This is a genomic window from Sporofaciens musculi (assembly GCF_009830285.1).
Lineage (GTDB): Bacteria > Bacillota > Clostridia > Lachnospirales > Lachnospiraceae > Sporofaciens > Sporofaciens musculi.
In genome coordinates this window covers 4,667,199-4,691,522 of the sequence record NZ_WUQX01000001.1, presented here as the reverse complement: position 1 = coordinate 4,691,522, position 24,324 = coordinate 4,667,199, and the positions used below count along the sequence as shown (strand labels likewise).

General features: G+C 43.0%; 30 protein-coding genes and 6 pseudogenes. 24 read left to right on the top strand and 12 right to left on the bottom strand.

Annotated features, from left to right (window positions below; all coding sequences use genetic code 11):
- Positions 1 to 227: 227 nt before the first annotated feature.
- Both GN277_RS23690 and GN277_RS23685 read right to left on the bottom strand, forming a co-directional pair.
- Positions 228 to 599, bottom strand: coding sequence for a pyridoxamine 5'-phosphate oxidase family protein (locus GN277_RS23690; RefSeq protein WP_159754609.1), 372 nt, complete (start codon positions 597 to 599; stop codon positions 228 to 230).
- A 17-nt stretch (positions 600 to 616) separates the two neighbouring features.
- On the bottom strand, positions 617 to 1,144 hold the full coding sequence (locus tag GN277_RS23685) for a helix-turn-helix domain-containing protein (RefSeq protein ID WP_159754606.1): 528 nt from the start codon (positions 1,142 to 1,144) through the stop codon (positions 617 to 619).
- Positions 1,145 to 1,321: 177 nt separating this feature from the next.
- Here GN277_RS23685 and GN277_RS23680 point away from each other — a divergent pair, with 177 nt between their 5' ends.
- The 14 genes and pseudogenes from GN277_RS23680 (at position 1,322) to GN277_RS23620 (ending at position 10,546) form a co-directional block, all read left to right on the top strand.
- Positions 1,322 to 1,522: a helix-turn-helix transcriptional regulator gene (locus tag GN277_RS23680; RefSeq protein WP_159754603.1), complete on the top strand. Its 201-nt coding sequence runs from the start codon at positions 1,322 to 1,324 to the stop codon at positions 1,520 to 1,522.
- A complete protein-coding gene (locus GN277_RS23675; RefSeq protein ID WP_159754600.1) occupies positions 1,523 to 2,602 on the top strand; it encodes a site-specific integrase in 1,080 nt (359 codons plus the stop codon). It begins immediately after the preceding gene.
- Between the two features lies 1 nt (position 2,603).
- The gene (locus GN277_RS23670) at positions 2,604 to 2,939 is read left to right on the top strand and encodes a plasmid mobilization protein (protein ID WP_159754597.1); all 336 of its coding nucleotides are present in this window, start codon (positions 2,604 to 2,606) and stop codon (positions 2,937 to 2,939) included.
- The gene (locus tag GN277_RS23665) at positions 2,929 to 3,078 is read left to right on the top strand and encodes a hypothetical protein (RefSeq protein WP_159754594.1); all 150 of its coding nucleotides are present in this window, start codon (positions 2,929 to 2,931) and stop codon (positions 3,076 to 3,078) included. Before GN277_RS23670 ends, GN277_RS23665 begins: the two co-directional genes overlap by 11 nt.
- On the top strand, positions 3,071 to 4,045 hold the full coding sequence (locus GN277_RS23660; RefSeq protein WP_159754591.1) for an AAA family ATPase: 975 nt from the start codon (positions 3,071 to 3,073) through the stop codon (positions 4,043 to 4,045). Before GN277_RS23665 ends, GN277_RS23660 begins: the two co-directional genes overlap by 8 nt.
- Before the next feature lie 79 nt (positions 4,046 to 4,124).
- Positions 4,125 to 4,349, top strand: a complete 225-nt coding sequence (locus GN277_RS23655; RefSeq protein ID WP_159754589.1) for a hypothetical protein — start codon at positions 4,125 to 4,127, stop codon at positions 4,347 to 4,349.
- A gap of 17 nt (positions 4,350 to 4,366) precedes the next feature.
- The gene (locus GN277_RS23650; protein ID WP_159754586.1) at positions 4,367 to 5,524 is read left to right on the top strand and encodes a plasmid recombination protein; all 1,158 of its coding nucleotides are present in this window, start codon (positions 4,367 to 4,369) and stop codon (positions 5,522 to 5,524) included.
- 188 nt (positions 5,525 to 5,712) lie between these two features.
- Positions 5,713 to 5,963 (top strand): annotated as a pseudogene (locus GN277_RS32605) (TnpV protein).
- A 135-nt stretch (positions 5,964 to 6,098) separates the two neighbouring features.
- Positions 6,099 to 6,860 carry an EFR1 family ferrodoxin gene (locus GN277_RS23640; protein ID WP_159754583.1) on the top strand — a complete coding sequence of 254 codons (762 nt, stop codon included), beginning with the start codon at positions 6,099 to 6,101 and terminating at the stop codon, positions 6,858 to 6,860.
- A 70-nt stretch (positions 6,861 to 6,930) separates the two neighbouring features.
- Positions 6,931 to 7,716 carry a class I SAM-dependent methyltransferase gene (locus GN277_RS23635; RefSeq protein ID WP_159754580.1) on the top strand — a complete coding sequence of 262 codons (786 nt, stop codon included), beginning with the start codon at positions 6,931 to 6,933 and terminating at the stop codon, positions 7,714 to 7,716.
- A 42-nt stretch (positions 7,717 to 7,758) separates the two neighbouring features.
- A pseudogene (locus tag GN277_RS32220) lies at positions 7,759 to 8,229 on the top strand (GNAT family N-acetyltransferase).
- Between the two features lie 27 nt (positions 8,230 to 8,256).
- Positions 8,257 to 8,433, top strand: a complete 177-nt coding sequence (locus GN277_RS29575; protein ID WP_199735779.1) for a hypothetical protein — start codon at positions 8,257 to 8,259, stop codon at positions 8,431 to 8,433.
- Positions 8,434 to 8,461: 28 nt separating this feature from the next.
- On the top strand, positions 8,462 to 9,316 hold the full coding sequence (locus GN277_RS23625) for a KilA-N domain-containing protein (RefSeq protein ID WP_159754577.1): 855 nt from the start codon (positions 8,462 to 8,464) through the stop codon (positions 9,314 to 9,316).
- Between the two features lie 96 nt (positions 9,317 to 9,412).
- The gene (locus GN277_RS23620) at positions 9,413 to 10,546 is read left to right on the top strand and encodes a hypothetical protein (RefSeq protein ID WP_159754574.1); all 1,134 of its coding nucleotides are present in this window, start codon (positions 9,413 to 9,415) and stop codon (positions 10,544 to 10,546) included.
- A gap of 751 nt (positions 10,547 to 11,297) precedes the next feature.
- On the opposite strand, the pseudogene GN277_RS23615 reads toward GN277_RS23620, so the two are convergent.
- Positions 11,298 to 11,489 (bottom strand): annotated as a pseudogene (locus GN277_RS23615) (tyrosine-type recombinase/integrase); the annotation flags it as partial.
- Positions 11,490 to 11,746: 257 nt separating this feature from the next.
- Between GN277_RS23615 and GN277_RS23610 the strand changes: the two are divergent.
- The 8 genes from GN277_RS23610 to GN277_RS23575 all read left to right on the top strand — a co-directional run bounded on the left by GN277_RS23610 (position 11,747) and on the right by GN277_RS23575 (position 16,247).
- Positions 11,747 to 12,271: a DUF5720 family protein gene (locus tag GN277_RS23610; protein WP_159754568.1), complete on the top strand. Its 525-nt coding sequence runs from the start codon at positions 11,747 to 11,749 to the stop codon at positions 12,269 to 12,271.
- A gap of 29 nt (positions 12,272 to 12,300) precedes the next feature.
- On the top strand, positions 12,301 to 13,173 hold the full coding sequence (locus tag GN277_RS23605; RefSeq protein WP_159754565.1) for a DUF6017 domain-containing protein: 873 nt from the start codon (positions 12,301 to 12,303) through the stop codon (positions 13,171 to 13,173).
- A 72-nt stretch (positions 13,174 to 13,245) separates the two neighbouring features.
- Complete coding sequence (locus GN277_RS23600) at positions 13,246 to 14,229, top strand: DUF3991 domain-containing protein (RefSeq protein ID WP_159754562.1); 984 nt, start codon at positions 13,246 to 13,248, stop codon at positions 14,227 to 14,229.
- 18 nt (positions 14,230 to 14,247) lie between these two features.
- Positions 14,248 to 14,532, top strand: a complete 285-nt coding sequence (locus GN277_RS23595) for a helix-turn-helix domain-containing protein (protein ID WP_159754559.1) — start codon at positions 14,248 to 14,250, stop codon at positions 14,530 to 14,532.
- Complete coding sequence (locus GN277_RS23590; protein WP_159754556.1) at positions 14,533 to 15,324, top strand: DUF6674 family protein; 792 nt, start codon at positions 14,533 to 14,535, stop codon at positions 15,322 to 15,324.
- 29 nt (positions 15,325 to 15,353) lie between these two features.
- Positions 15,354 to 15,599 carry a hypothetical protein gene (locus GN277_RS23585; protein ID WP_244324875.1) on the top strand — a complete coding sequence of 82 codons (246 nt, stop codon included), beginning with the start codon at positions 15,354 to 15,356 and terminating at the stop codon, positions 15,597 to 15,599.
- Between the two features lie 52 nt (positions 15,600 to 15,651).
- Positions 15,652 to 15,939: a transposase gene (locus GN277_RS23580; RefSeq protein WP_159754553.1), complete on the top strand. Its 288-nt coding sequence runs from the start codon at positions 15,652 to 15,654 to the stop codon at positions 15,937 to 15,939.
- A gap of 2 nt (positions 15,940 to 15,941) precedes the next feature.
- Positions 15,942 to 16,247, top strand: coding sequence for a hypothetical protein (locus GN277_RS23575; RefSeq protein ID WP_159754550.1), 306 nt, complete (start codon positions 15,942 to 15,944; stop codon positions 16,245 to 16,247).
- Positions 16,248 to 16,265: 18 nt separating this feature from the next.
- Here the strand turns inward: GN277_RS23575 and GN277_RS23570 are convergent, their stop codons facing one another.
- From GN277_RS23570 to GN277_RS23540, 8 genes and pseudogenes are all read right to left on the bottom strand, one after another.
- Positions 16,266 to 17,123, bottom strand: coding sequence for an IS3 family transposase (locus GN277_RS23570; protein ID WP_244324996.1), 858 nt, complete (start codon positions 17,121 to 17,123; stop codon positions 16,266 to 16,268).
- Complete coding sequence (locus GN277_RS30565) at positions 17,020 to 17,418, bottom strand: transposase (protein WP_244324874.1); 399 nt, start codon at positions 17,416 to 17,418, stop codon at positions 17,020 to 17,022. The genes GN277_RS23570 and GN277_RS30565 overlap by 104 nt, the downstream gene beginning before the upstream one ends.
- Before the next feature lie 366 nt (positions 17,419 to 17,784).
- Positions 17,785 to 18,611, bottom strand: a pseudogene (locus GN277_RS23565) (VirD4-like conjugal transfer protein, CD1115 family); the annotation flags it as partial.
- A gap of 174 nt (positions 18,612 to 18,785) precedes the next feature.
- Positions 18,786 to 19,919, bottom strand: coding sequence for a PIN domain-containing protein (locus tag GN277_RS23560; protein WP_159754547.1), 1,134 nt, complete (start codon positions 19,917 to 19,919; stop codon positions 18,786 to 18,788).
- A gap of 12 nt (positions 19,920 to 19,931) precedes the next feature.
- Positions 19,932 to 20,633: a hypothetical protein gene (locus tag GN277_RS23555; protein ID WP_159754545.1), complete on the bottom strand. Its 702-nt coding sequence runs from the start codon at positions 20,631 to 20,633 to the stop codon at positions 19,932 to 19,934.
- A 25-nt stretch (positions 20,634 to 20,658) separates the two neighbouring features.
- On the bottom strand, positions 20,659 to 21,510 hold the full coding sequence (locus GN277_RS23550) for a PD-(D/E)XK nuclease family transposase (protein WP_159754542.1): 852 nt from the start codon (positions 21,508 to 21,510) through the stop codon (positions 20,659 to 20,661).
- A 78-nt stretch (positions 21,511 to 21,588) separates the two neighbouring features.
- On the bottom strand, positions 21,589 to 21,771 hold the full coding sequence (locus tag GN277_RS23545) for a transposon-encoded TnpW family protein (protein WP_159754539.1): 183 nt from the start codon (positions 21,769 to 21,771) through the stop codon (positions 21,589 to 21,591).
- A gap of 20 nt (positions 21,772 to 21,791) precedes the next feature.
- Positions 21,792 to 22,388, bottom strand: a pseudogene (locus GN277_RS23540) (ATP-binding protein); the annotation flags it as partial.
- 79 nt (positions 22,389 to 22,467) lie between these two features.
- Here GN277_RS23540 and GN277_RS30560 point away from each other — a divergent pair.
- Positions 22,468 to 22,710 carry a transposase gene (locus tag GN277_RS30560; RefSeq protein WP_244324639.1) on the top strand — a complete coding sequence of 81 codons (243 nt, stop codon included), beginning with the start codon at positions 22,468 to 22,470 and terminating at the stop codon, positions 22,708 to 22,710.
- Between the two features lie 15 nt (positions 22,711 to 22,725).
- Positions 22,726 to 23,619, top strand: a complete 894-nt coding sequence (locus GN277_RS23535; protein WP_322101299.1) for an IS3 family transposase — start codon at positions 22,726 to 22,728, stop codon at positions 23,617 to 23,619.
- 157 nt (positions 23,620 to 23,776) lie between these two features.
- Here GN277_RS23535 and GN277_RS23530 read toward each other — a convergent pair.
- A pseudogene (locus GN277_RS23530) lies at positions 23,777 to 24,322 on the bottom strand (transposase); the annotation flags it as partial.
- Positions 24,323 to 24,324: the final 2 nt, after the last annotated feature.

The window sequence follows — 24,324 nt, the reverse complement described above, 5'->3', positions numbered from 1 at the left end:
TAAACAAAAATGCTTAGTAAACCCAGTGTTTATGCGGGTTTGCGGACTTTGGAAAGGTCTTTTGATAACAAATTGATAACAGTCGTTTGCGTGCGATTATTCTTGCTGTCAAGTGGTTTGTTGGTGGGGGAATGATTTGCAAGAGGTTTGGACGGCTGGCATAAATCCATATTAGAAACGCCCTTAGCTGTGGGTAGGAACTCATGGCTGAGGGCGTTTTTTGTCGCTTACGAATAAAATTCGCTGTTTACGATTTCAACTTGAAAGAGGCTGTAATGGGGAGCATCTGCCGAAGAAAAGTGTTTTGTTAATACAGGACATTCCTCTAACATCCTTTTCTTGATGGTTGGTTCAACACATTCGGTTGCTATGCCGCTTACCCTTACCCAGTCCCGTGTACCGTTTTTCAGTGCGACTATCTGAATTTTGTTATGTTTGGCAAGCTGTTTATAAACTGATTTTGTGTCCGAGGTGGAAATGTATAAGTTGTTATTGTATTCCATAATTGCGCCAAACGGTCTGCCTGCTGGAAAGTCATTATTAAAAGTTAATACAAAAAATGTACCACATTCTTTTATGAAGTTGTATATTTGGCTCATTTGCATACCTCCATGTATTAATTTTTTAATCGGTCGTTGAATGTTTCAACTAAGGCATCACTTAATTCTTTAGAGGGAATTTTCGCCCAATGCTGCGTGGTGTCAAATTTCGGATAATTGTACCGCCACTGGTCGTAATCTTCCCTGCTGATTTCCTCATCAGAGAGCTTGTCTGCTTGTTCTTTCCAAGCAGAGAGCATTTTCAGCAGTTCGGCGGCATCCTTATTTTTGTTTTTGTTGACTTTTAAGCAAATTTCACCGTCTGATTCACTGACGGTAAGACCGTAAATGTCCTCTAGGGTAAATAAGGTGTGCATAAGCCCGATGTAGCTGTCAATGTCGGGTATGTCCAGTGCTTGCGGTGCAACGTCCAAAGCCTGTGCCAGTGCAGCAGTAAGCTCTGCTTTTGGCTTACGAGAGCCTGTTTCGTACTGTGCCAGACGCACGTCTGCGCTCCGTTCGGGAAAACCGACAAGCATACCAAGGTATTTCTGTGTCATGCCCCGCATGATGCGGAAAAAATGTATTCTTTCTCCAATCGCCATAATGTTTCACTCCTTGTTCGTATGTTTATAAGGAGTATAGCATATATGTTTAGAAAAAATCAAGCATAAGCGAAACAAAAAAGTTTAATATTTTCTTGTAAGCCTATTGACAGTAGCAAAAATGTTTAGTATTGTGGATTAAGCAAAAAACGCTTAGAAAGAGAAAGGAGAGGTTGTATGGACAACAAATTTATCCGTGTGGACGAGGTGGCGCAGGAGCTTTCCGTATCAAAGCCTTATGCCTATAAACTCATCAAGAAATTAAATGACGAGCTGAAGGAGCAGGGGTTTATCACGATTGCAGGGAGAGTAAACCGCCAGTATTTTCAAGAAAGGCTCTACGGAGCAGGAGAGAAACAGGGAAAGGAGATGGAGTAAATGCCAGTATTTAAGAATGAGGGCAACGGCACATGGTATGTGATGGCTCGGTATGTGAACTGGAAAGGGGAGCGCAAGCAGAAGTGCAAGCGTGGATTTGCCACAAAGCGGGAGGCGCAGGAATGGGAGAGGAAATTCCAGTTGCAAAATTCCGCTGACCTTGACATGGACTTTGAAGCCTTTACAGATCTTTATGCGAATGATGTAAAGAACAGATTGAAAGAAAACACTTGGCTGACAAAGGAGCATATCATTCGGACGAAGATTCTTCCGTATTTTGGAAAGATGAAAATTAGCGGGATTGGCACAAAGGAAATCATCGCATGGCAGAATGAGCTGCTTGCCTACCGTGATGAAAAACGTAATCCCTATTCGCAGACGTATCTGAAAACCGTCCATAACCAGCTTTCCGCTATCTTCAACCATGCAGTACGGTATTATGACCTCCGCTCCAATCCTGCGGCAAAGGCAGGGAACATGGGGAGTGAGGAACACAAGGAAATGCTGTTCTGGACGAAAGAAGAATATAAGAGGTTTGCGGATGAAATGATGGACAAGCCAGTTTCCTTTTACGCCTTTGAAATGCTCTATTGGTGCGGAATCCGAGAGGGTGAATTATTAGCTTTGACCGCTGCTGATTTCAATTTTGATAAGGAAACAGTCACGATTAACAAATCCTATCAGCGTCTGCATGGGGAAGATGTGATTACTTCTCCGAAAACAAAAAAGAGCAACCGTACAATCAAAATGCCGAAGTTTCTATGCGAGGAAATGCAGGAATATATCGGTATGTTGTACGGTTTAAAGAAGAAAGACCGCATTTTCACAGTGACAAAGAGTTACCTCCATCACGAGATGGACAGGGGCGCAAAAGCCGCAGGGGTGAAACGCATACGGATTCACGATTTGCGGCATAGCCACATCAGTTTATTGATTGACATGGGATTCTCGGCGGTGGCGATTGCTGACCGTGTGGGGCATGAGAGTATTGAAATCACTTATAGGTACGCTCATCTGTTTCCGTCAAAGCAGGCGGAAATGGCAGACAGACTGGACGATTTGGGGAAAGGGGGTTTTTGATATGTCGGCAAAAAATTTAGACAACTGCAACCGTTGGAGGAACAAGACTGTCGCCTTTCGGGTATCTCCCGAAGAAAGTGAGCGGATTGACAAAGCGGTGCGGATTTCGGGGCTTACCAAACAGGACTATATCACAAGGCGGCTCTTATGCCAAGACGTAGTAGTGCAGGGCAATCCGAGGGTGTATAAGGCTCTCCGCAACGAGCTTGTCGCTGTCCTTGCAGAATTACAGAGAATTGAAGCAGGCGGTAGCGTTGACAACGAATTATTAGATATTATCGAATTGATTGTTATTATCCTCGGCGGTCTGAAAGGAGAATGTGAAAATGACGGATAAAAAAGAAGTGACTGCTCCTGTTGTATCTGTTGGCGCAGATACGGAGCAGCCAATTCAAAAATGTAGTAGTAATAGTATAACCCTAAATACCGAAAAATTCAATATTTTCGTAGAAAAAGGCGGTGGCTGCAATGGCTGAGCTTAAAATTTTGAACATGGACGAGATACCTGCAACCGAGGTCGGGTGGCTTTGGTATCCGTATATTCCTTACGGAAAGATAACCATTGTCCACGGAGACCCCGGCGATGGAAAAACAATGATGATTTTACAGTTAGCTGCTATCTTATCAAGGGGAGATAAACTGCCTTGTGATGATACGGAGCGTGAGCCGATAAGAATTATTTACCAAACCGCAGAGGATGGACTTGGCGATACAATTAAGCCCCGTCTGCTTGTAGCCAATGCAGACTGTACGCAAATCAAGGTGATTGACGAGTCGGAAGCCGCACTCTCAATGCTTGATGAAAGAATTGAACAGGCAATTATTGAAACGGGCGCAAAGGTAATTATTTTAGACCCTGTACAAGCGTATATCGGCTCCCAAATTGATATGAACAGGGCAAACGAAGTCCGCAATGTCCTTTCGCAGTTAGGACGGGTAGCAGAAAAATATGGGTGCGCCGTTATCCTTGTCGGACACTTGAATAAAGCACAGGGCGGCAAAGCAAATTACAGAGGGCTTGGCTCAATTGACTTCCAAGCAACGGCACGAAGCGTGCTCATTGTCGGCAGGCTCAAGGAAAACAAGGAAGTGCGGGTAGTTGCGCACGAAAAATCTTCCCTTGCGCCTGAGGGCGAGCCCATTGCTTTTGAATTGAATAAAGAAACTGGATTTGTGTGGAAAGGTCATTATGACATTTCCATTGATGATTTATTGAACGGCATCAGTCGTGAAAAGAAATCCGAACAAGCAGAGAAATTAATCATGGATTGCCTGTCTGATGGAAAATATCAACAGCAGCTTATATTAAAGAAAGCACAGAATATCGGCATCTCAAAAAGAGTGCTTGACGAAGCAAAAAAATCTCTCGGCGTTAAGTCAATAAAGGAAGGTAATGGGTGGTATTGGGAACTTCCCGAAAAAAAAGAAGCGAGTAACTGTTAAGGTTGCAACATTGCATATGTTTAGGGCAAGTGCAATCTTGCAATGTTCTTTTTCGGTTTGGTGTGAGCGATATTGAAGTTTGGGGGAGAGTGCAGAGAGCGCCTTTTCAAAGGCGGCTCTGTCTCGTCTGCCGACTCGGTCGGTTCGCAGCTTGTGTGCCACTGGCACACGCTCACCCCTCGGAGAGCGCAAAACCTGCCTGCAGGTTGCATTTTTGTTGGCACAGCCGACAAAAGTGCTTTTGCGTTACTTTCGGGAAAGTAACAAAGCCTACCAGCCGAAAAGAAAGGGCGTGATTTTATAAGACGGACGATTAGCGCAATGGTGGGGAAAGGCTCGGTCAACCATAACAGCCGTAAATTCAAAGCGGAGAATGTTGACGGAGAACGGTCACATCTCAATGTAGATTTTTGCAATGAGAATATAAAGAAAGTGTATCATAAGCTATTTGATGAAGCATTACAGAGATATAACGAGAAACAGACGAGGGCAGACCGCCGCATTGCCGATTATTACGAGAAGATACGGAACTCAAAACAGGAAAAGCCGTTCCATGAACTGATTTTGCAGATTGGCGATAAGGAAAATATGGGTGCGGGAAGTGAAAATGGACAGCTTGCAAGGCAGACTTTAGATGAATATTATCATGGTTTCCAAGAACGAAACCCTAATCTTTATGTATTTTCTGCTCATATCCATATGGACGAAGCAACGCCGCATCTGCATATTGATTTTATTCCGTTCACGACTGGCAGCAAGCGTGGGCTTGATACAAGGGTATCTCTAAAACAGGCGTTAGCGGCGCAGGGATTCAAAGGCGGCTCCCGTGGCGATACGGAGTGGAGCCAGTGGGTACAGTCCGAAAAAGAGAACCTTGCCGCTGTGATGGGGCGGCATGGCATTGAATGGGAGCATAAAGGCACGCATGAGAAACATTTATCTGTCCTTGATTATAAAAAGCAGGAACGGGAAAAAGAGGTTGTTCAGCTTGAGGGGCAGATTTTGGAGAAAAAAGAAGAATTTCAAGTATTGTCGGACAGGGTGGAGAATTACGACAAAGGCATGGAAAATCTAAAAACTCTGGAACAGGCGCTTGACACTTCTCCAGAGTACCAGTTGCCAGAGCCGCAGGGGTTCATGTCTGCAAAGTCCTATAAGAATAAAGTGGCAGAGCCTTTGGTGCAAAAGCTGAAATCGCTTGTTAAAACAGCCCTTATACGGTGCTTTGAAGCGTGGGACAGCTACTATCGGCTGAATGTTACAAACAGCAATCTCCACCGTGAGAATGAGGGATTAAGGAAAATTAATGAGAAACTGGCGGGGGAAAATGAAAACCTTCGTGCGGAAAACAAAGATTATAAGCTGCTCCGCAAGGCATTTGGAAGTAAGCAGATAGATAGCCTTTTGGAGCAGGCAAAAGCGGTACAGCAATCAAAACAGCGTGGAAAGCACTTTAAAAACAACAAAGAGGAAAGGTAGGAAACATTATGGAAAATAGGATTTATGACAAAAATAACGGTCTTTGGTATGCAAAGCAAGGCGAGTATTGCCTCCCAAAGCTTGCATTACCTCCCGAAGAAGAAAAGCCGATAGGTATATGGGGGTGAGCGAGTGCCGGTGGCACTCAAGCTGCGAACCGACCGAGCCGGTAGGCGAGAAAACGACATTTGCGGTATCTCAAAGAGTGCAAGCAGCTTGTATATCTCAATTTGCTGACAAGCGGCAGGTTGAATGAATACTTGTCAAGTGTGGATGAACAGGCAGAAGATATGTTTTTCGGTTGGTAAAGGAATATGCCGACAGGCAAGGAGTGACAGAACAGTTAAAGGCAGAAAATCAGCTTTTATGGGTTGAAAAAATGAATAATATTCGAGCTTGTGTGAGGGAAGTTGTGGAGAGCGAGTTTATCTATTTGTAGTGATAAGCGGCACTCCTGCAATATGTGGGAGTGCCGTTCAATTAAGCAAAAATAGTTCGGGGAATTGAAAAATCTTACAAATTCGTGTATACTTAAAAAAATTAGAATGAGAAATTGAGGTTTTGAGATTGATTTATGATAGGGATATATTTTAGCGGAACAGGTAATTCTAGATACGCATTAGAGAGATTTTTAAGAGAATATAATAATAATTCAGTTATGTTTTCTGTTGAAGATGAGAATCTTATAGAGCAAATAAGCTATCATGATGAAATAATATTTAGTTATCCAGTTCAATATAGTGCGGTTCCTAAATATTTGAGTGATTTTGTACATAGTAATTCAGAAATGTGGAAAGAGAAAAATGTTTTTATTATTGCTACAATGGCATTGTTTAGTGGAGATGGTGCGGGGATTTTGGGGCGTCTATTAAAACAATATGGTGCAAAAATTACTGGTGGCTTGCATCTGAAAATGCCAGATAGTATTACTGATGAAAAAGTATTAAAGCGTTCTCATAAAAAAAATATTCAGCTTGTGAAAAATGCAAATAGTAAAATAGTAGAAGCAATTGACCATATAAAGAATGGAAAATATCCGCAAGATGGATTAGGACTTTTCCCTCGTTTGGCAGGTTTTTTGTTACAGAGATTATGGTTTGGTCATAGGACTCGGCAATATAGCAATCAATTAAAGATAGATACCGACAAATGCATTGGCTGTTCTAAATGCGTAAAAATATGTCCAACAGAAAATATAATTATGGATGGCAATAAAGCAAAGGGGAATGATAAATGCACGGTGTGTTACAGATGTGTGAATTCGTGCCCCAAACAAGCAATTACACTGCTTGGAAGAACAGTTATTGAGCAAACTTTTATTGAAAAATATCTATAATAGTGACGTACAATGTCAGTTTATCGTGAAATTGCATATAAAGAAAAATTGGGATTGAGGAAAGTATGGCATGAAGATAATAAACAGAGACATAGATAGCGGAAAACCCTTTGACTGGGGGAGAACATCTTTTGATTATGCGAAATTCCGTGACATTTATCCGCAGGAGTTTTATCAAAAAATTGTTGGTCGTAAATTATGCTTAGATGGACAATCTGTCCTTGATATCGGAACAGGGACGGGGGTTCTTCCTAGAAATATGTACCAGTATGGGGCGAAGTGGACAGCTGCGGATATTTCGGAAAACCAAATCGAACAAGCGAAAATTCTTTCAAAGGGTATGGATATAGATTATCATGTTGTATCAACAGAGGATATCAGTTTTTCGGACAACTCTTTTGATGTAATTACAGCGTGCCAGTGCTTTTGGTATTTCGACCATGAGACTGTTATGCCTAAGTTTTATCGTATGCTGAAACAAGGGGGAAGTATTCTTGTATTATATATGGCATGGCTGCCATTTGAGGATGAAATTGCAGGAGCCAGTGAAAAACTTGTTTTAAAATATAATCCAAAGTGGAGTGGCGCAGGGGAAACGAAACATCCGATAGACATACCAGATTGTTATAAAGAAAACTTTGAGCTTGTATATCATGAAGAATTTACTCTGGAAATACCATTTACCCGTGAAAGCTGGAATGGGAGAATGAAGGCTTGCCGTGGAATTGGTGCTTCGCTTACCGAGAAAGAGATTTCGATGTGGGAGCAAGAGCATATGACACTCCTTGAACAAATTGCGCCGAATGAATTTGATATTTTGCATTATATTGCTATTGCAGAACTTAAAAAGCATTAAATTTCGTTTGTTGAATTGATATATATGAGGTTTTATATAAACATGGATTATAAAATTCGAGAAATTAGAAAAAATGAATATCCAATATTATCTGATTTTCTGTACGAAGCAATTTTTATTCCAGAGGGCATGGACAAGCCGCCAAAATCTTTTATTGAACAGCCAGAGCTTCAAATATATATTTAAGATTTTGGAAAAGAAGATGATGGGTGTTTCGTTGCGGAAATAAAAGGGAAAATTGTAGGCGCAGTATGGGTTCGTATTATGAATGATTATGGGCATATTGATGATGAAACGCCCTCATTTGCTATTTCACTGTATGAGGAATATAGGAATATGGGCATTGGAACAGCGCTTATGAGAGATATGCTTGAATTTTTAAAGAATAAAGGCTATAAGAGGACGTCTCTTTCTGTACAGAAGGTAAATTATGTGGTTCGTATGTATCAGAAAGTAGGTTTTGAAGTCATTGACGAAAATGAAGAAGAATACATCATGGTTTGTCAGTTGTGATGTGATGGGGAGGGAGGGTATGTGTAAATGACTGGTAATTTAGATGAAAAAGCGGTAAAGGAAGTCTTAAAAAGGATTATTGAGAATAATAACAACATTCCGTATAAGGCTAAAGCAGAGATAAAAGCGATAATAGAATTGGAACACAATCCAGAAAAATTGCTGCAAGAGTGCCTGCTGTATATGCTGTCATATAAGGGATAATCTGTGTTAAAGGAAGTAGTTGGAGATAATGAAGAATATGAAAATAGATGCCAATGGAACAGAAATCAGAGTAATGGGTGATGTCGTAAATGAAGAAGCTTATATTTCTTTAACGGATATTGCCAAATATAAAAATCCAGACAATGCTTTTATCGTGGTTGCGAACTGGATGCGTAATCATTCCACAATCTCATTTTTGGGTTTGTGGGAACAGATTCATAATCCCAATTTTAAACCTATCGAATTCGATAGGTTTAAAGCGGAGTCGGGAGATAATGCATTTACATTGACGCCGCAACAGTGGATAAAAGCAACAGACGCAATAGGTATTATATCAAAATCAGGACGATACGGAGGTACATATGCCCATACAGATATAGCCTTTGAATTTGCGTCTTGGATTTCACCAGAATTTAAACTCTATATTATCAAGGACTACCAGCGGTTAAAGAAAGAAGAATCAAACCGATTAGCGATTGGGTGGGATGCCAAGAGGGAACTATCAAAAATAAATTACCGTATTCATACAGATGCAGTAAAGGAATTTCTGATAACACCGACACTATCCCCGCAGGAAATGGCATATACATATGCATCCGAAGCAGATATTCTTAATATGGCGTTGTTTGGCAAGACAGCGACACAATGGAGAAACGAAAAGGGGATAAGCGGAAAAACACCTAATATAAGAGATTTTGCTTCTGCAGAGGAATTAGTTGTACTTATCAATTTGGAAGATACCAATGCTGACTTGATAAGACAAGGGTTATCTAACATTGAACGATTAAAGATATTAAGGGAAAAGGCATATCGGCAACTTGAAATTTTGAGAAAAAATAAAGATACTATTGAAACATTGAAGAAAATCTTGTTGAAGATGTGACAAAAGAAAGTTGATTTTTATAATTGTTGTAAAAAATAGTAATTAAGAAATATGGATGATTAATTTTTTGAAGCAAAAGAGGAGCTGATAATAACTATGGGATTTGATTTTACAGTTGCGATTGTTCCTAATAACACAAGTTTGGAACGAGAAATGAATTATATTAAATCAGCGTTGTTGTATGCTGATAAAGTGACGCTTATAAGTCCTTTGGCGTATATGTTTAATAGATTGACTGACAAGGGCAACAATCTTAATGAAAGAACAGTAATAAAATTAATCGAGCAAATTTTACCGCTTGCGAAATTAAATGATACTAGTTTTTATGAAGAAACTTATCCCGTTATCAAAGAATTTTCTGACATTATACATAGCAAGAGATATAAATCAATTCCTTATGTTAAAAAACTTGAAATTCAAAGACAATTACGCAGCTTTACAATGGAAGTCTTCGAAGTGATGTTTTCGCTTGTTGGGGAACAACATGGAAATGAGTTACAAACCTTAATTAATAAAGGGCAGGTTGAAATAGAAAAATTTAATCATTCATTAGGCGATTTGGATTTATGTGTTAAAGATTACTGTGATTTGCTTACAAAATCAATACAATCTAGTTATCCATTATTTGATACACAATCCAATGATTTGATGAAAGCTGCTGTAGATAGTAGAATTGTTAATTTAAGTTCAATTGATAAACAGAAAATCACTCATGCTAGTTTAACTGATAATTACATTCAGAAACTTCCGTCTTTTTCAGAAGCATCTATGGATGAATTGATAGATATAAAAAATGAATTATCTAAACCATTGACAAGATTTCGGGGCAAGATGTTGGAATACTCTGAATCTATCCAATCTATGCCGTGGGATACTGATTTTGAGAGTGAGTGTGAACTACTTTATAACAAAGAGGTTGTTCCTGCATTATTAGAAATTGAAGAGAGCACTAAGGATGGGAGTTTCATTAAAAATTTGGGAAGAAAGTTTTTAACAGATGAGGGGGTATGGAAGTCAACAGGAGGACTTGTGGTAAGTATTGCGGCAGGTGGTGTCATTTCTGCATTTAATAATGCTATTTCGTCTGATACAGCGATGTTGGTTACAGGTGGTGCATATGCAGCGACCAAAATTGCATCAGCCTATGAAGAATATACAGCTAATAAAAGAGAAATTGAACGAAAAGATTTATATTTTTATTATAAGGCAGGGAGGTTGCTTGATAAGTAAGTGGTTATTATTTTATTAAGTGATTGTGCTTATATCTTGAATTTTTAAGCAAAATCGCTTATAATTTAAAACATAGCATATAGCTATTATCCGCAGCTGCAGAGTTGGTGTTATCAATCCCGATAACAAAATGATAACATTAGCTCATATAGGCAGGATAATATGGATATATCAAATAATCAAAAGATTAGCATACTCGACAGAGAATGATTTCTAAACAAAACAAGTTAGGAAAAGTCGAGTTCGAGTAACGGACATTTTGACCAGAAAACCTGTAAAATAAGGGTTTTCTGGTCTTTCTTTTTGCTCTGTGAGATTGATATGAGATGCAGAATAAAACTGCTTTCCATCTATTCCACGGTGCCGGATTTTGTTGAAAACTCCCGGAAGCTGTGATAGAATGTCTTTGGGCGCTACCAGGATGGTAGGCGGTTAGCCCTCTCCGGAGGGACTGTGACCCTCCGTTTACATAGAAACCCGAAAGGGAATCTGGGAAAGGAGGGCTGAGCCATATGGATATTTTGGGACTTATCGCAGTGCTGAGCTTCGGCTTGACCTGCTTCGGGATTGGATATACCTTTGGTAAAGATAGTAACAAGACACAAAAATAGCCGCCCTGCTCCGCTAAAGTGAGGCGACTATTTTGTCATAATCATTTGAATGGACTGACCGTCTATCGGTAGCTCCTAAGACGTCTGTTACCAGCAGGCGTCTTTCTTTATGCTTACTATAACATATGTAATGGTTGATTTCAAGGGCTTTCCGTGGAACTGGTGGACGGTCTGCGCAGCTTGTTCAATGCCCCGGCCAGCTTTTTATCTTTATCAGGGTACAGGTGGGAATATGTGTCTAATGTGGTTTTTACTGATTCATGCCCCAGACGTTCCGAAATTTCCAGTGCATCAAACCCCATATCAATCAGCATACTGGCGTGAGAATGCCGTTACGGTATAATAACGACAAACGGAAAAAGCCTTTATTTTCAAGGGGTTTGAGCGTTTGCCGTCATTTATTCAATTCCTTTTCCAAGTTGAAATCTGACGAGAAAAATATCGAAAAAAGGAGGCTGTTTCATTAACGACAAAATTTAATAGTGCCAGCGGTCCGGTGTATTGCCTGGCCGCTGATTGCCGTGGGCGTTTCACTTTTACAGGTGGACGCCCTTTTTTCATACCCATTTTCAGGAGAAAGGAGATTCACATGGAATTAAATGAAATGGAAAAACGGCTGCTTTTTCAGGTTGAGGGTGACTATCAATCCAAAGTCCTGAACGAGCTTTACATGACCACCCGGTACACAAAGAATTCCGAACAACGGAAGGCCGCGGAAAATCTGATGGCAAAGCTGCGCGTCCTGACGGATGCCGAGTGCATGGACATTGTGCGGGATATTCAGAAGAATTACCGTCTGCCCTACCCGCCCCGGACGATTGGGGAAAAGATTGCCGAGGCCAGGCAGCAATCCGGCGCGGAGAAATTGAAGGGGCATGACATCATGGCGCTGGAACGCTTCGACCCGGAGGTACGTCACATGATCGTCTTTGATGTGCTGTCTTATGATTCCCCTGTCGGGGATAAAGGCGACAAGATGCGCCTGTTCCTTACGGATGCCAGCTACCAGAAATTCATAGACAGCCAGGAACGGGGCGAAGTCAAATTGAAAAACCATGCGAAGGTTGCGCCGGGCGGCCATCTGCACTATGACCGCAGGGACCGCGCCTTGTAGCCCGGAGGAAAAGGAAGGAGGTTTTTGTTATGGCTGTATTCCGGGTAGAAAAAACAAAGGACTTCACGATCATGTGCAACCACCACCTGCGCAATACGGAACTGTCCTTAAAGGCAAAGGGGCTTCTCTCGCTCATGCTGTCGCTGCCGGAAGATTGGGACTATACCACAAAGGGGCTCGCCCATATCTGTAAGGACGGCGTGGATTCGATCACTACCGCCCTGAAAGAGCTGGAGCGGCACGGGTATCTCACCAGGCAGCGCCTCCGCTATGGGAACGGACAGCTCGGAGACATCGAGTATACGATCCATGAAAAGCCTGTAAACGCTGAAAAACAGGCATTTTCACCTAAACGGGAAAATCCAAGACAGGGAAATCCAGGACAGGCAAAACCTGAACAGGGGGAACCTGGACAGGGAAATCCCGCACAATTAAATACTAATCCATTAAAAACTAAAAAATCAAAAACGGATATATCAAGGACCCATCCATCAATCTATCCGTCAGGGCCGGAGGCGGCAGGCCGTTCGGATGGGATGGATCGGATAGAGCTGGTAGACGCTTACCGTGAAATCCTGAAAGAAAATATTGAGTATGGCTGTATGGTTTCCCGGTATGGGAAAGAACGCGTAGACGAGACGGTGGAGCTTATGCTTGAAGTGGTTTTATCCAAACGTCCATATATCCGTATCGCCGGGGATGATTTTCCCAGGGAGGTGGTAAAGGGCCGCTTCCTGAAAATCAATTCCGGCCATCTGGAGTATGTCTTTGACTGTATTGACCGGAACACTACCAAAGTCGGGAACATCAAGGCATACCTGCTGGCGGCGCTGTATAATGCCCCGGCAACAATGGACAGCTATTACCGTGCAGAGGTCAACCATGACCTGTACGGCTGTTAGGCGCCTTCCGGCGTCTTTTTTCATCACAGAAAGGAGGCGGGGCACGATGAAAAGAATTTCTGTGCCGGTGTCATGCCCGGCGTAACAAAGGAGCAGATTCAGGCGGCGCGTGAGGCAGACCTGTTTGCCTACCTGCAGTTCCATGAGCCTGGGGTTCTGAAACGGGACGGACCCAATTACCGCCACAAGGAACATGACAGCCTGGTCTATGTGACCGGGAAAAGGTATTGGTACTGGAACAGCCGGGGCCGGAGTATCAACGCCCTGGATTACCTGATCCAGATACGGGGCTACGGGCTGGTGGATGCGGTCCATACGCTGGCAGGCGGGGAAATCCGGCAGACGCCGGCTTATCGGAGCACAGCAGCGACAAGGTGTGTGCATAAGGGGCCGGAGAAGAAAGCATTTTCCCTCCCCTGGGCCAGACGGTGCGCTGCTTCTGCCGTTTCTTATCTGCAGCGGTGCGGGATCAGTTCTGATGTGATCAGCAGATGTCTCCGGGAAGGGCTGTTCTATGAGGCGCGGTATCATGGCGAGCCGGTCTGCGTGTTTGTGGGAAAGGATGATGCGGGGAAAGCAAAGTTTGCCTGTATGCGGAGCATTGCCGGCAGCCTCAGGAAAGATGTCTACGGCAGCGACAAGGAATACAGCTTCTGCTATCCACCCAGGAATCCGGGCAGCCGGCATGTTGCGGTGTTTGAGGCGCCCATCGACGCCCTCTCCCACGCCTTGCTGCAGGAATTAAAAGGCTGGAAATGGGACGGCTACCGGCTGTCCCTGGGCGGCACTTCCCATGTGGCGCTGACCGCATTTCTGAAACGCCACCCGGAAATCCGGCGCGTCAGCCTCTACATGGACAACGACCTCGGCGGCCTTAAAAATGCCAGGAGGATCAGGGCAATGCTCCATGAAGATCAGCGGTTCCGGCATATCCGTGTGGGCGTCAACCCGCCCCGCATGGGAAAGGACTACAACGAAATGCTGCTCCATGTTACAACGCAGATGAAAGAACATCAACAGCAATGCCGCCGGAAACAGGCGGCTGTTTCGATTTGACAAGGAGGATTTCAAGAAATGATGAACACAGAGAACACGGCTTTACAGATGATCGCCGAAGCCGCCCGGTGCCCGGACTACGGCCCCGACATGGTTAAGGCGCTGATGGAAAAACTGGATATGAACGAGAAAGGCTTTGCGCTCCTGATGAATGTCGCCCCTTCCACGGTCCGGCTCTGGACCAGCGGAGCAGCGCAGCCCAGCGGCACGGCCAGACGGCTCATGCAGGTTTACGAGACCGGGCCGGAGATCGTCGGCAAGATTGCCGGAGGGCAGCCGACGGCAGAGGGGAGAGATTCGTAAATGGCGGAGGAAAGGACATATACGGATTCCGGCACGGGAACGCCGATTGCGGAAAATGAGCAGGTTAAGGCGCTGCTTGCGCTCTTAAAGGAAAATGATTCCCCCGCCTATGCAGACTTCGCAAAACTGATCGAATCTGTCACAGGGATGGAGGACCGCCTTTCCATAGCGGTCGGCGAGCTGGCGGCCATGCGGGAGGACCTGCAGAAAATGCAGGACCGCTCCCTGAAAGCCTCCTTACAAAAGACCTGTAAGACGCTGGAAGGCAATATTGCCTCCATGCAGCAGAAATTATCAGAGCTAAAGGGGAAGATTGTTGAGGGATGCAGGCATATCCTGGAGGATTTTAAGGAACGCGGTACGATTGCATTGAACGGGCTCGCCAATTTCCTGCACCTGAAACCGGCGTTAGAGGCGATCCGCCAGGGGGCGGAAAACCACCAGCAGGTTAGTAACCGGGCAATGGAGAGGATCGACGCTTTCGTTTCCGAGTACCATGAGGCAGGAAAACACCTGAAAAATATGCGCCTGGCGCTGATGGGAAAGGAACCGGTACAGCAGGCAAAGACCGGCGGGGAGATTGCCCGCTATGTCAAGGCCCCCTACCGTGCCAGCCGTGCCTGCATGGGAACCATAAAGAAGAACGCAGAAAAAGCAATAGCCGCGCTGGAAGGGCTGGAACAGCAGGCACAGCGCCGGCCTTCCGTTTTGGCGGCCATGCGGGAACAGGCGGTAAAGGCAGCGCCAATAAAGAACCAGCCGGCGCCTTCCCATGACAAAGGCAGCCGGTGATAAAAACAGAATGAAGGGAGGAAATCAAATTGAAACAGGAACCGCTTCCGCAGATTCACTTAGTCCGTGATACGGATTTAGGCATATTTGCCTATGAGCTCCATATCCTGGCCGGGGATTTCCTGCGGGAAAGTGAATTCAACCTGCGCTCACTGGCAGCCAACACCGGGCCGGATTCTATCGCTGTCATGGGAAAAAAACACATATGGCTTGCGGATGCCCTGTCTGCCTACTATCCCACAGGAGAGCTTTGTTCTGGTATACTAAAGTTGTAACACTTGGTTCGGATAAGATATAATAAAAACGAACAAAGGAGGAACCAGTAGCATGGCCAAAGTGTACAACGAAGAATTTAAAAAGCAATTAGTAAAAGAGTACATCCAGGGTAAAAGTTATCCTACTCTTGAAAAAGAGTATGGTGTTGCCAAGTCAACCCTTTCCGGATGGGTAAAAAAGTATAGCGAAGAATGCCTGATATCACAACCACATACTACAAATTCCACTGCCTTTTCTCCAAAAGAAATCCAGCAACTTCACAAAAGAATTGCAGAACTGGAAAAGGAGAACCTTTTCCTAAAAAAAGCCGCGGCATTCTTTGTAAGGGAAGCAGATTAGTGGTGTATCGCTTCATCGATCAATATAAAACTATTTTGGGGCTGCGTTGGCTTCTTAGAAAGTTCCAAATTTCTCCCAATGCTTACTATAATTATTTGAAACAGCGCAAAGCTGCATACCAGGAACAAAAAAATAAAATCAAAGAGGAAATTAAATATATTTATTACAAGAACCATCGCCTGCCAGGCCATAGGGCCATGAGAATCTTTTTAATGCGTAGAGGGATTCGTTTAAGCAAAACAACTGTTCACAAATATATGAATAAAGATTTATGCTTACATGCTATTGGATCTATGTCAATACTTTAGACAAAAAAAGTTGAAAGATTATGCTGCTTTTTTGAGTTCCTCATCCTCCTTTTGCTGTGGTGTCAGATAACCGATAGAGCTATGGATCCGTTTACGGTTATACCAGCCCTCTATGGATTTAAAGATTGCTCTGCGAGCTTCCTTTAAATCCTGGTAAGTATGAAGATAGATTTCTTCCTTTTTCAGTACGGAATGGAAAGATTCCATACAGGCATTATCGTATGGATTTCCCTTACGACTAAATGAATGCAGGATTCCTTTACTGCCCAGGCAGTCTTCAAATGCCTGGCTCGTATACTGACTTCCAAGATCACTATGAAGGATGATCCCCTCGGTATCCCTGACATTCAGGCATGCGTTTTCTACCGCTTTAACCGCCAGTTCCGCCGTCATAGATGTGCCATAGGCATACCCTATAATCTTTCGGCTGCACAGATCCATGACAGAAGCCAGATAGGTCCATCCTTCTTTCTGTACATGGATGTAAGTGATATCCGTACACCATTTCTGGTTGATGGTCTCCGTCCCAAAATCACGCCTCAGGATATTTTTCTTATCCTCCGGGATGCTGCCATGGTTGGCATGATGATTGTACTTCTTTACTACGATAGAGCGCAGTCCCTGCTCTGCCATATGCCTCTGCACCCTCTTGACGCTGCAAGGTGTACCATTATCATTCAGCACACGGCATATTTTGACAGCCCCATACCTTTGTTTTGAGTCATCATATGCCTGTTTCACTTTCCTGCCGAATTCCGCATATGCCTTCTGCTTATTCGAGGGTACACAAACCAGAGCCTTGTAATAGGTACTCCTTGGGAATTTCAGAGCGCTGCAAAGCTGAGATACACAGTAGCGGGTTAAGTTGTTCTGGATAAAGGAAACAATCTCGGCTATAGTTCTTTCGCGAATAAGGCGGTCGCTTTTTTAATATTTCATTCTCAATCTTAAGGCGTTGGATTTCTTTCTGGAGAGCCTTATACTCCTTAAGGGTGACCGTCTCCTCCCCGGATACTTTGATGGGGGAGAGCTGTTTTACCCAGTTGCTGAGTGTGCTTCGATTTACGCCATATTCACGCTCCAGTTGCGGATACGAGGTTCCTCCGGCATTATACAGATCCACGATCTGCTGCTTGAATTCCGGAGTGTAAGATTTCTGGTTTTTCGCCATGTAAAACATCTCCTTTGCTTTTTCACTTGATAGTATAGGTTGTTCAACTTTTCCTGTCCACACTTATATACTAACACCACACCAGAATTTTCAAAGTATCAATCGCACTTGCAAAAAAAGACATAAAGAAAGTCCTCCTTTAATTTGAAATATATTGGTTTTGTGGTATGGCCGTATCTGGCCGGAAACGGAAAAACGCCCCTGTGCTTTAAGTAAATCTGCATAAAGCACAGGGGCGGCATAGTCCAGGATCATCCTGGAAAGGTATACAGTTGTCAGGGAGGGGCGCGAATCCTCAATAGAACCTCCTTCCGGTGAAAAGAAAAAGCCCGCCAAAGCCAGAGACTTTAACAGGCAGCTACATCGTCATACAGCCGGCGCCTCCAAATCCTCCGCCGTGACCTCATAATTACGGTACAGCTCACCGGGACGGACCGGCAGTCTGGTTGACAGAAATTTTTCAATGTCAAAGGCATTTTTCGGGGCATAATCCGACAGGTATTTATAGTTCGGGTGTCTGGTAATATCGTACTTGCGGGAGAGGAAAGGCCGGACGTCCCTGATCTGCAGGAGGCATTTCCCACCGTCCATGACGGCCAGCTCGTCCACCGACATTAAATCCTTTCCTAACTTTTGAAAATTTTGTCCGTGGGATTCCTGTGTGCCTTTGGTGACGCTGGTGTTATACATGTCGATGGTCTCTTTTCCCAGCAGGAGTTCCAGCTTTTCAACGTGGTTTCCTCCTTGCCTCCCAGAAAAAGGGAAGCGTCGCAGTTGCCAATGATGGTGTCCATGTTGTCCTTATAAAGCGCCTTTAACTGGCTCTGCGCCTGCAAAACCAGACAGGCAGAAATCTCCCTGGAACGGATCGTCGCCATCAGCTTTTCCAGGTTTGGAATCTGCCCGATATTGGCGGCCTCGTCAATCAGGCACCGCACATGTACCGGCAGCCTGCCGCCGTACTTGTCATCGGCACGCTCACACAGCAGATTGAACAACTGTGTATAGGCCATGCTGACAAGGAAATTGAAGGTCGCATCCGTATCGCTGATAATAAAGAACAGCGCCGTTTTCCTGTCCCCGACCAGGTCAAGCTCCAGCTCGTCATACATGGTGATTTCCCGGACTTCCTTAATATCAAACGGCGCTAATCTGGCGCCGCAGGAAATAAGGATGGATTTTGCCGTCTTGCCAGTGACGTTTTGTAAAGGACTTTTTAATCATATTCACAAAAATTTTACATTTTAGGGCAAAAAAAAACCGGGAACCTGTTTTTAGATTCCCGGCTGCGGTCTTTGTTTATGCTCTTGATTCTGTAAACACAATAATCACAAATTTTTTATAATGAACTTATAATTTCTGTTTCACTAAGCGTTTGCTTTAAAACATTCAGTTCTTGTAATTTTTTTCTCGTAGATTTCCTCTAGTTCCTCCCTCTTGACTTTTGTATTATCATATTGAAACTGAATATTTTCAGGTAGTTCGATACCTTGTTTTTGATATTTATTTTCAATATCCTCCATAATTTTTCTTCTTCTTAAAATTCTATTTTGAATTTTTTCTATAGTATCTTCTGTGCGTGCTATCTTTTCTGATAAAGTAATTCCTTCATTTCGCTTTTTGTATCTTCGATTCTTTTTATCCGCTTTTTCAAGGCCAATCACTTCGTCAATAGCACTTTTATCAATCTGGTTTTCATTCATTTTATTGTATGTATTTATAAACCCGTCCATAGAATACATATGAAATTCCTGATTAGTTTCTGTGATAAATTCTTTTCTAAGTTCTATTCTTGGCCCTATTGTCTTACCTTTGGTAATATTCCACCAATCTTCTTTTTGATCATGTGTAACATATACAATACCTACTCCATTTTCCCTCGCATATTTAATTATCTGTTTCCATATAATCAAATCTCCATAGGCATTATTGTCATCTTCCGAATTTTTCTTCTTTTTATCATCCTTGAACCCAGGCGGAATACTCTGTTTGTATCTTTTCTCACCTTCTTCTTTTATTGCATTTAGTTCTTTCTCATCAATCTGTAAACCAACTCTACCATCAAAAATTGTCAAGATTTTATCTAATATCTCATCTTCATCTGCGTTAACCACTAACAAATTTCGATCTTTATTACTATCTAACCATTTAAACAAATATCTCTTTAATTCAGAAACTTCTTCATCACTGGAAGTCAAACGTAAAGTTTCTACTGCTTTATTTGTGAAGTTTTCCATTTCCTTCTTAAATTGTTCATATCTTTGAACTGTTTCATATATGACCTCACAACGTTTACGCATATACTCATATGCCACTTGGTATGGAATCCATACTCTATCCTTAAAATTTTCAAAAGCAGCCAATAAAGATTTCCTTGTTTTTGCAGAATATCTATACAAATTCAGCAGTACATTAGTATCAAAAACAAAAACTGCCTTTTGCCATAATTCTTGTTTTTCTTTATTTGTTGGCTCTATAAATTCTTTGATTGTATTTTTCATATGGTAGCCCTATCAATAAATAGCAAGTAATTCTAATCCAATATAATCTTCATTAACATCAATACTCTCAAATTCTTGCTTTTTTTCCGAAGCTATTTGTTTTCTTAACGCTCGATTTAGTCCTAAAAAATCTTTATAAATATCAAAAACCGGAAGTGGTTTATCTCTATAATATTTTCGAGATTCCAATCTTGCAATAATAGTTAACTCTTTTCCTTCATAATCTTCCAACTCATTATAATCAATTAGCATATCTTCTTGTGATACTTTCCCTATTCCCATCCAGTAATCACAATCACCCCCCAATTCACAAAATATAGGTATTTTTACCTTTGAATTTTTCAAAACAGAATTTATTAATTCCCGTTGATTATTATCTTCGTAATCTACTTGTGAAACAATCATATCTTTATATTGATCGATTAAATGAACCATATCAAATTGTTCAGGTATATAAATTTCACCAGTAACTTTAATGATGGAAGAAATTCTAACATCTTTAATTGAAATGCCTTGATTATCATCAACATAGTCGATGAAATCATCTCTCCTTTGTAGAAGTTTTTCAAAATTGGAGCATTCCAATAAGTAGTTGGCTGATATATCTTCAATGTTATCCTTATCAATAACCCTTGTTTCTATATTTTTTCCTAAAATCAATGCCGAATACTGATCAACCTTCTTTTTATTAAAATATATTAAATCTCCAAACATTTATTTTCACCTCAATCTACATTACTTATCCTAAAGGAATATTCTGGTCTGTTTTTATTTTTTTGACCTCGTCAACAGAAAGGCCAACAAATTCCGCAATCTTTTCAAGCGTTATTGTCCCATCTTCCAACATTTTCTTTGCAACATTTATCATTCCTTCTTTCAATGTCTGATTCCTCATATCTTCCATAGCACGGCACATAATCTCGATTCCCTCCTTGCTCTCTTTGAAAAATCTCACCCTGTCCGCCAGTGTTCCATAGTACATATCCGCTGCGTCTGTGCAGGAGAAGTCATGCATTAACTTCCCGATTGGCGTATCTCCACGGTAAGCGCCATTTACATACAGTATGTGCGAACCGTCCTCAAATCTTTCCACGGTTCCTAAAAAACACCGCTCAATCGGATAGAGCGGTAGCCCTTTTCCCATTACGTCATTCTCTGTGATAAAGATTACCCACGTTTCCGGCAGCTTGTCGAAGTCCTCGCCTTTCTTCAAAAGGTTTGCGTCCATCATGCTGCTGTTGTACCTGGCTCTTTTTCTCCCGGCTCCTTTGTCGGAGCGCTGTACCTCCACGTTCAGTTTTGCCCCTGTGCTGTCTGTAGCCAGAATATCCAACCTCACTGAACGGTTCAGCAGGTTCTCCACAAATACCTGGGTGCGGACGTCCAGCACCTTTAAATCCGATTTTTCCAGTACAATCCGCAATACCAGTTCTATGCTTGCTGTATCTCCCTCAAAACACTTTGTGAGGAAATCATCATCAAGCAGGCGAAAGCCTCTTAGCCTCTGTAAATCTTCCTGATGTTTCTGGTCTATCTGTTCCGTCACTGTCACTCTTCCCACCTGCTTTCCCTTTCGTTTTTGTATCTTCATACTACCATAATCCTCCCGATTTTACAAGCCGGGAGCCAGCGCATTTCTGATTCCCGGCCTGTTTCCGTTATCGCTTTTTTACATCTGCTGTATCTCATTTTTCAGCATACGCTTGATTTTGTCACTCATGGTTTCCCTGCTGGTCTTGCTGAAATGAACCCTCACAATGTAGGTAGTCCGGCCAATCTTTTTCACCAGTGCGGGAGCGTCCTTAGCCGGTGCTGTGGTGGTAGTGTCCTCTGTGATTTTCTCGTTATTCATAAATTCTCCTTTTCATACAATCAGATTTTATTATCCTTCCTCACAATCTCCTTCGCCGCTGCTTTGGTCGCCCTGGCTCCTTCCTCCCGGAAATTCTTACCAGAAAAAAGAACCGGCGCACACCGTTCCAGTATGCGGTCATAAATCCTTGCGTGAGCAAGGTCTGGCGGGTTCTTGATTTCTTCCAGTTTCAGGTTTGTTGTGACAATCAACGGCTTCTTACTCCGATATCGGCTGTCAATGACGGTGAACATCTGCTCCATGGCATACTCGGTACTGCGCTCCACGCCTAAATCATCAATGACAAGCAGGCTGTAATCGTCCAGGCTGGCGATAAAGGCCGCCCTGTCCTCGGCAAACACGCCGGTCAGCCGGTTCAGGATAGACGGAAAATTCGTCATCAAAACCGGCACTTCACGGTCAAGCAGGGCATTGGCAATACAGCCGGCAAAAAAAGATTTCCCGGTTCCCACGTCACCAAAAAGCAGAAGGCCGGTATTGTCCCGGTATGCCTCCTTCCAATGCTCCACATAAGCGCAGGCTTTCTCCATGACGGGATTCTGGCCGTTATCATTGGCGAAAGTGTAATCATAAAGGTATCTGTCTTGAAGCCCCTGTGGTGTTAGTATATAAGTGTGGACAGGAAAAGTTGAACAACCTATACTATCAAGTGAAAAAGCAAAGGAGATGTTTTACATGGCGAAAAACCAGAAATCTTACACTCCGGAATTCAAGCAGCAGATCGTGGATCTGTATAATGCCGGAGGAACCTCGTATCCGCAACTGGAGCGTGAATATGGCGTAAATCGAAGCACACTCAGCAACTGGGTAAAACAGCTCTCCCCATCAAAGTATCCGGGGAGGAGACGGTCACCCTTAAGGAGTATAAGGCTCTCCAGAAAGAAATCCAACGCCTTAAGATTGAGAATGAAATATTAAAAAAGCGACCGCCATATTCGCGAAAGAACAATAGCCGAGATTGTTTCCTTTATCCAGAACAACTTAACCCGCTACTGTGTATCTCAGCTTTGCAGCGCTCTGAAATTCCCAAGGAGTACCTATTACAAGGCTCTGGTTTGTGTACCCTCGAATAAGCAGAAGGCATATGCGGAATTCGGCAGGAAAGTGAAACAGGCATATGATGACTCAAAACAAAGGTATGGGGCTGTCAAAATATGCCGTGTGCTGAATGATAATGGTACACCTTGCAGCGTCAAGAGGGTGCAGAGGCATATGGCAGAGCAGGGACTGCGCTCTATCGTAGTAAAGAAGTACAATCATCATGCCAACCATGGCAGCATCCCGGAGGATAAGAAAAATATCCTGAGGCGTGATTTTGGGACGGAGACCATCAACCAGAAATGGTGTACGGATATCACTTACATCCATGTACAGAAAGAAGGATGGACCTATCTGGCTTCTGTCATGGATCTGTGCAGCCGAAAGATTATAGGGTATGCCTATGGCACATCTATGACGGCGGAACTGGCGGTTAAAGCGGTAGAAAACGCATGCCTGAATGTCAGGGATACCGAGGGGATCATCCTTCATAGTGATCTTGGAAGTCAGTATACGAGCCAGGCATTTGAAGACTGCCTGGGCAGTAAAGGAATCCTGCATTCATTTAGTCGTAAGGGAAATCCATACGATAATGCCTGTATGGAATCTTTCCATTCCGTACTGAAAAAGGAAGAAATCTATCTTCATACTTACCAGGATTTAAAGGAAGCTCGCAGAGCAATCTTTAAATACATAGAGGGCTGGTATAACCATAAACGGATCCATAGCTCTATCGGTTATCTGACACCACAGCAAAAGGAGGATGAGGAACTCAAAAAAGCAGCATAATCTTTCAACTTTTTTTGTCTAAAGTATTGACATAGATCCAACATTACTTCCATGGAGCAGCTTTATGAAAAAGTGGCCGCCATGAACAAAGATTACTATTCCATGCGTGTGATATTGTCAATATTAGTTGACACATTTTTCTCAAGGGTATCACTGCCTATGCCTCCAGTTCCAAAGCCTCATAATACTGCCTGCGTTTTATCATAGGAGGAAGTCCGCCATTTGCAGAGCAGATCCTTCGGTTATTCCAGTAGCTGAGGAAGTATCTCCAAATGTGTACCTTTAATTCCTCTACAGTCATTTGTTTTGTGTCATGGCGGTCGTACAGAAGTTCCGTCTTCATTCTGGCCCACATACTTTCACAGCGTGCATTATCATGGCAGCGTCCTCCGGCACTGTTCATGCTTTGATGGATATGGTGTTCCAGGATGGTCTTCCGGTAGCACTCACTGGTATACTGTGTTCCCCGGTCACTATGGATCACTGCGCCTTCCAGTGCAGGGTAAGCTGTCAGGGCATTCCTCAATGTTTGGATACACAAATCTGCTTTCATATTTGTTCCCATTGCAAGACCGAGAACGCTAAGATCAAAGCAGTCAAAAATCGCAGATACATACAGTTTCCCATTGGACGCTGGAATCTCCGTGATATCTGTGATGCATTTTTCCAATGGGGCATCCGCACGGAAATCCCTCCTTAAAAGGG

What these genes read in the sequence shown, in the direction of transcription:
- GN277_RS23620 (WP_159754574.1), top strand. Translation starts at nt 9,413, where the DNA reads ATGGGATTTGATTTTACAGTTGCGATTGTTCCTAATAACACAAGTTTG.
- GN277_RS29575 (WP_199735779.1), top strand. Translation starts at nt 8,257, where the DNA reads ATGACTGGTAATTTAGATGAAAAAGCGGTAAAGGAAGTCTTAAAAAGG.
- GN277_RS23665 (WP_159754594.1), top strand. Translation starts at nt 2,929, where the DNA reads ATGACGGATAAAAAAGAAGTGACTGCTCCTGTTGTATCTGTTGGCGCA.
- GN277_RS23580 (WP_159754553.1), top strand. Translation starts at nt 15,652, where the DNA reads ATGGCCAAAGTGTACAACGAAGAATTTAAAAAGCAATTAGTAAAAGAG.
- GN277_RS30560 (WP_244324639.1), top strand. Translation starts at nt 22,468, where the DNA reads ATGGCGAAAAACCAGAAATCTTACACTCCGGAATTCAAGCAGCAGATC.
- GN277_RS23690 (WP_159754609.1), bottom strand. Translation starts at nt 599, where the DNA reads ATGAGCCAAATATACAACTTCATAAAAGAATGTGGTACATTTTTTGTA.
- GN277_RS23635 (WP_159754580.1), top strand. Translation starts at nt 6,931, where the DNA reads ATGAAGATAATAAACAGAGACATAGATAGCGGAAAACCCTTTGACTGG.
- GN277_RS23660 (WP_159754591.1), top strand. Translation starts at nt 3,071, where the DNA reads ATGGCTGAGCTTAAAATTTTGAACATGGACGAGATACCTGCAACCGAG.
- GN277_RS23600 (WP_159754562.1), top strand. Translation starts at nt 13,246, where the DNA reads ATGCCCGGCGTAACAAAGGAGCAGATTCAGGCGGCGCGTGAGGCAGAC.
- GN277_RS23610 (WP_159754568.1), top strand. Translation starts at nt 11,747, where the DNA reads ATGGAATTAAATGAAATGGAAAAACGGCTGCTTTTTCAGGTTGAGGGT.
- GN277_RS23680 (WP_159754603.1), top strand. Translation starts at nt 1,322, where the DNA reads ATGGACAACAAATTTATCCGTGTGGACGAGGTGGCGCAGGAGCTTTCC.
- GN277_RS23685 (WP_159754606.1), bottom strand. Translation starts at nt 1,144, where the DNA reads ATGGCGATTGGAGAAAGAATACATTTTTTCCGCATCATGCGGGGCATG.
- GN277_RS23595 (WP_159754559.1), top strand. Translation starts at nt 14,248, where the DNA reads ATGATGAACACAGAGAACACGGCTTTACAGATGATCGCCGAAGCCGCC.
- GN277_RS23650 (WP_159754586.1), top strand. Translation starts at nt 4,367, where the DNA reads ATGGTGGGGAAAGGCTCGGTCAACCATAACAGCCGTAAATTCAAAGCG.
- GN277_RS23590 (WP_159754556.1), top strand. Translation starts at nt 14,533, where the DNA reads ATGGCGGAGGAAAGGACATATACGGATTCCGGCACGGGAACGCCGATT.
- GN277_RS23625 (WP_159754577.1), top strand. Translation starts at nt 8,462, where the DNA reads ATGAAGAATATGAAAATAGATGCCAATGGAACAGAAATCAGAGTAATG.
- GN277_RS23560 (WP_159754547.1), bottom strand. Translation starts at nt 19,919, where the DNA reads ATGAAAAATACAATCAAAGAATTTATAGAGCCAACAAATAAAGAAAAA.
- GN277_RS23675 (WP_159754600.1), top strand. Translation starts at nt 1,523, where the DNA reads ATGCCAGTATTTAAGAATGAGGGCAACGGCACATGGTATGTGATGGCT.
- GN277_RS23640 (WP_159754583.1), top strand. Translation starts at nt 6,099, where the DNA reads ATGATAGGGATATATTTTAGCGGAACAGGTAATTCTAGATACGCATTA.
- GN277_RS23550 (WP_159754542.1), bottom strand. Translation starts at nt 21,510, where the DNA reads ATGAAGATACAAAAACGAAAGGGAAAGCAGGTGGGAAGAGTGACAGTG.
- GN277_RS30565 (WP_244324874.1), bottom strand. Translation starts at nt 17,418, where the DNA reads ATGGCGAAAAACCAGAAATCTTACACTCCGGAATTCAAGCAGCAGATC.
- GN277_RS23670 (WP_159754597.1), top strand. Translation starts at nt 2,604, where the DNA reads ATGTCGGCAAAAAATTTAGACAACTGCAACCGTTGGAGGAACAAGACT.
- GN277_RS23545 (WP_159754539.1), bottom strand. Translation starts at nt 21,771, where the DNA reads ATGAATAACGAGAAAATCACAGAGGACACTACCACCACAGCACCGGCT.
- GN277_RS23555 (WP_159754545.1), bottom strand. Translation starts at nt 20,633, where the DNA reads ATGTTTGGAGATTTAATATATTTTAATAAAAAGAAGGTTGATCAGTAT.
- GN277_RS23605 (WP_159754565.1), top strand. Translation starts at nt 12,301, where the DNA reads ATGGCTGTATTCCGGGTAGAAAAAACAAAGGACTTCACGATCATGTGC.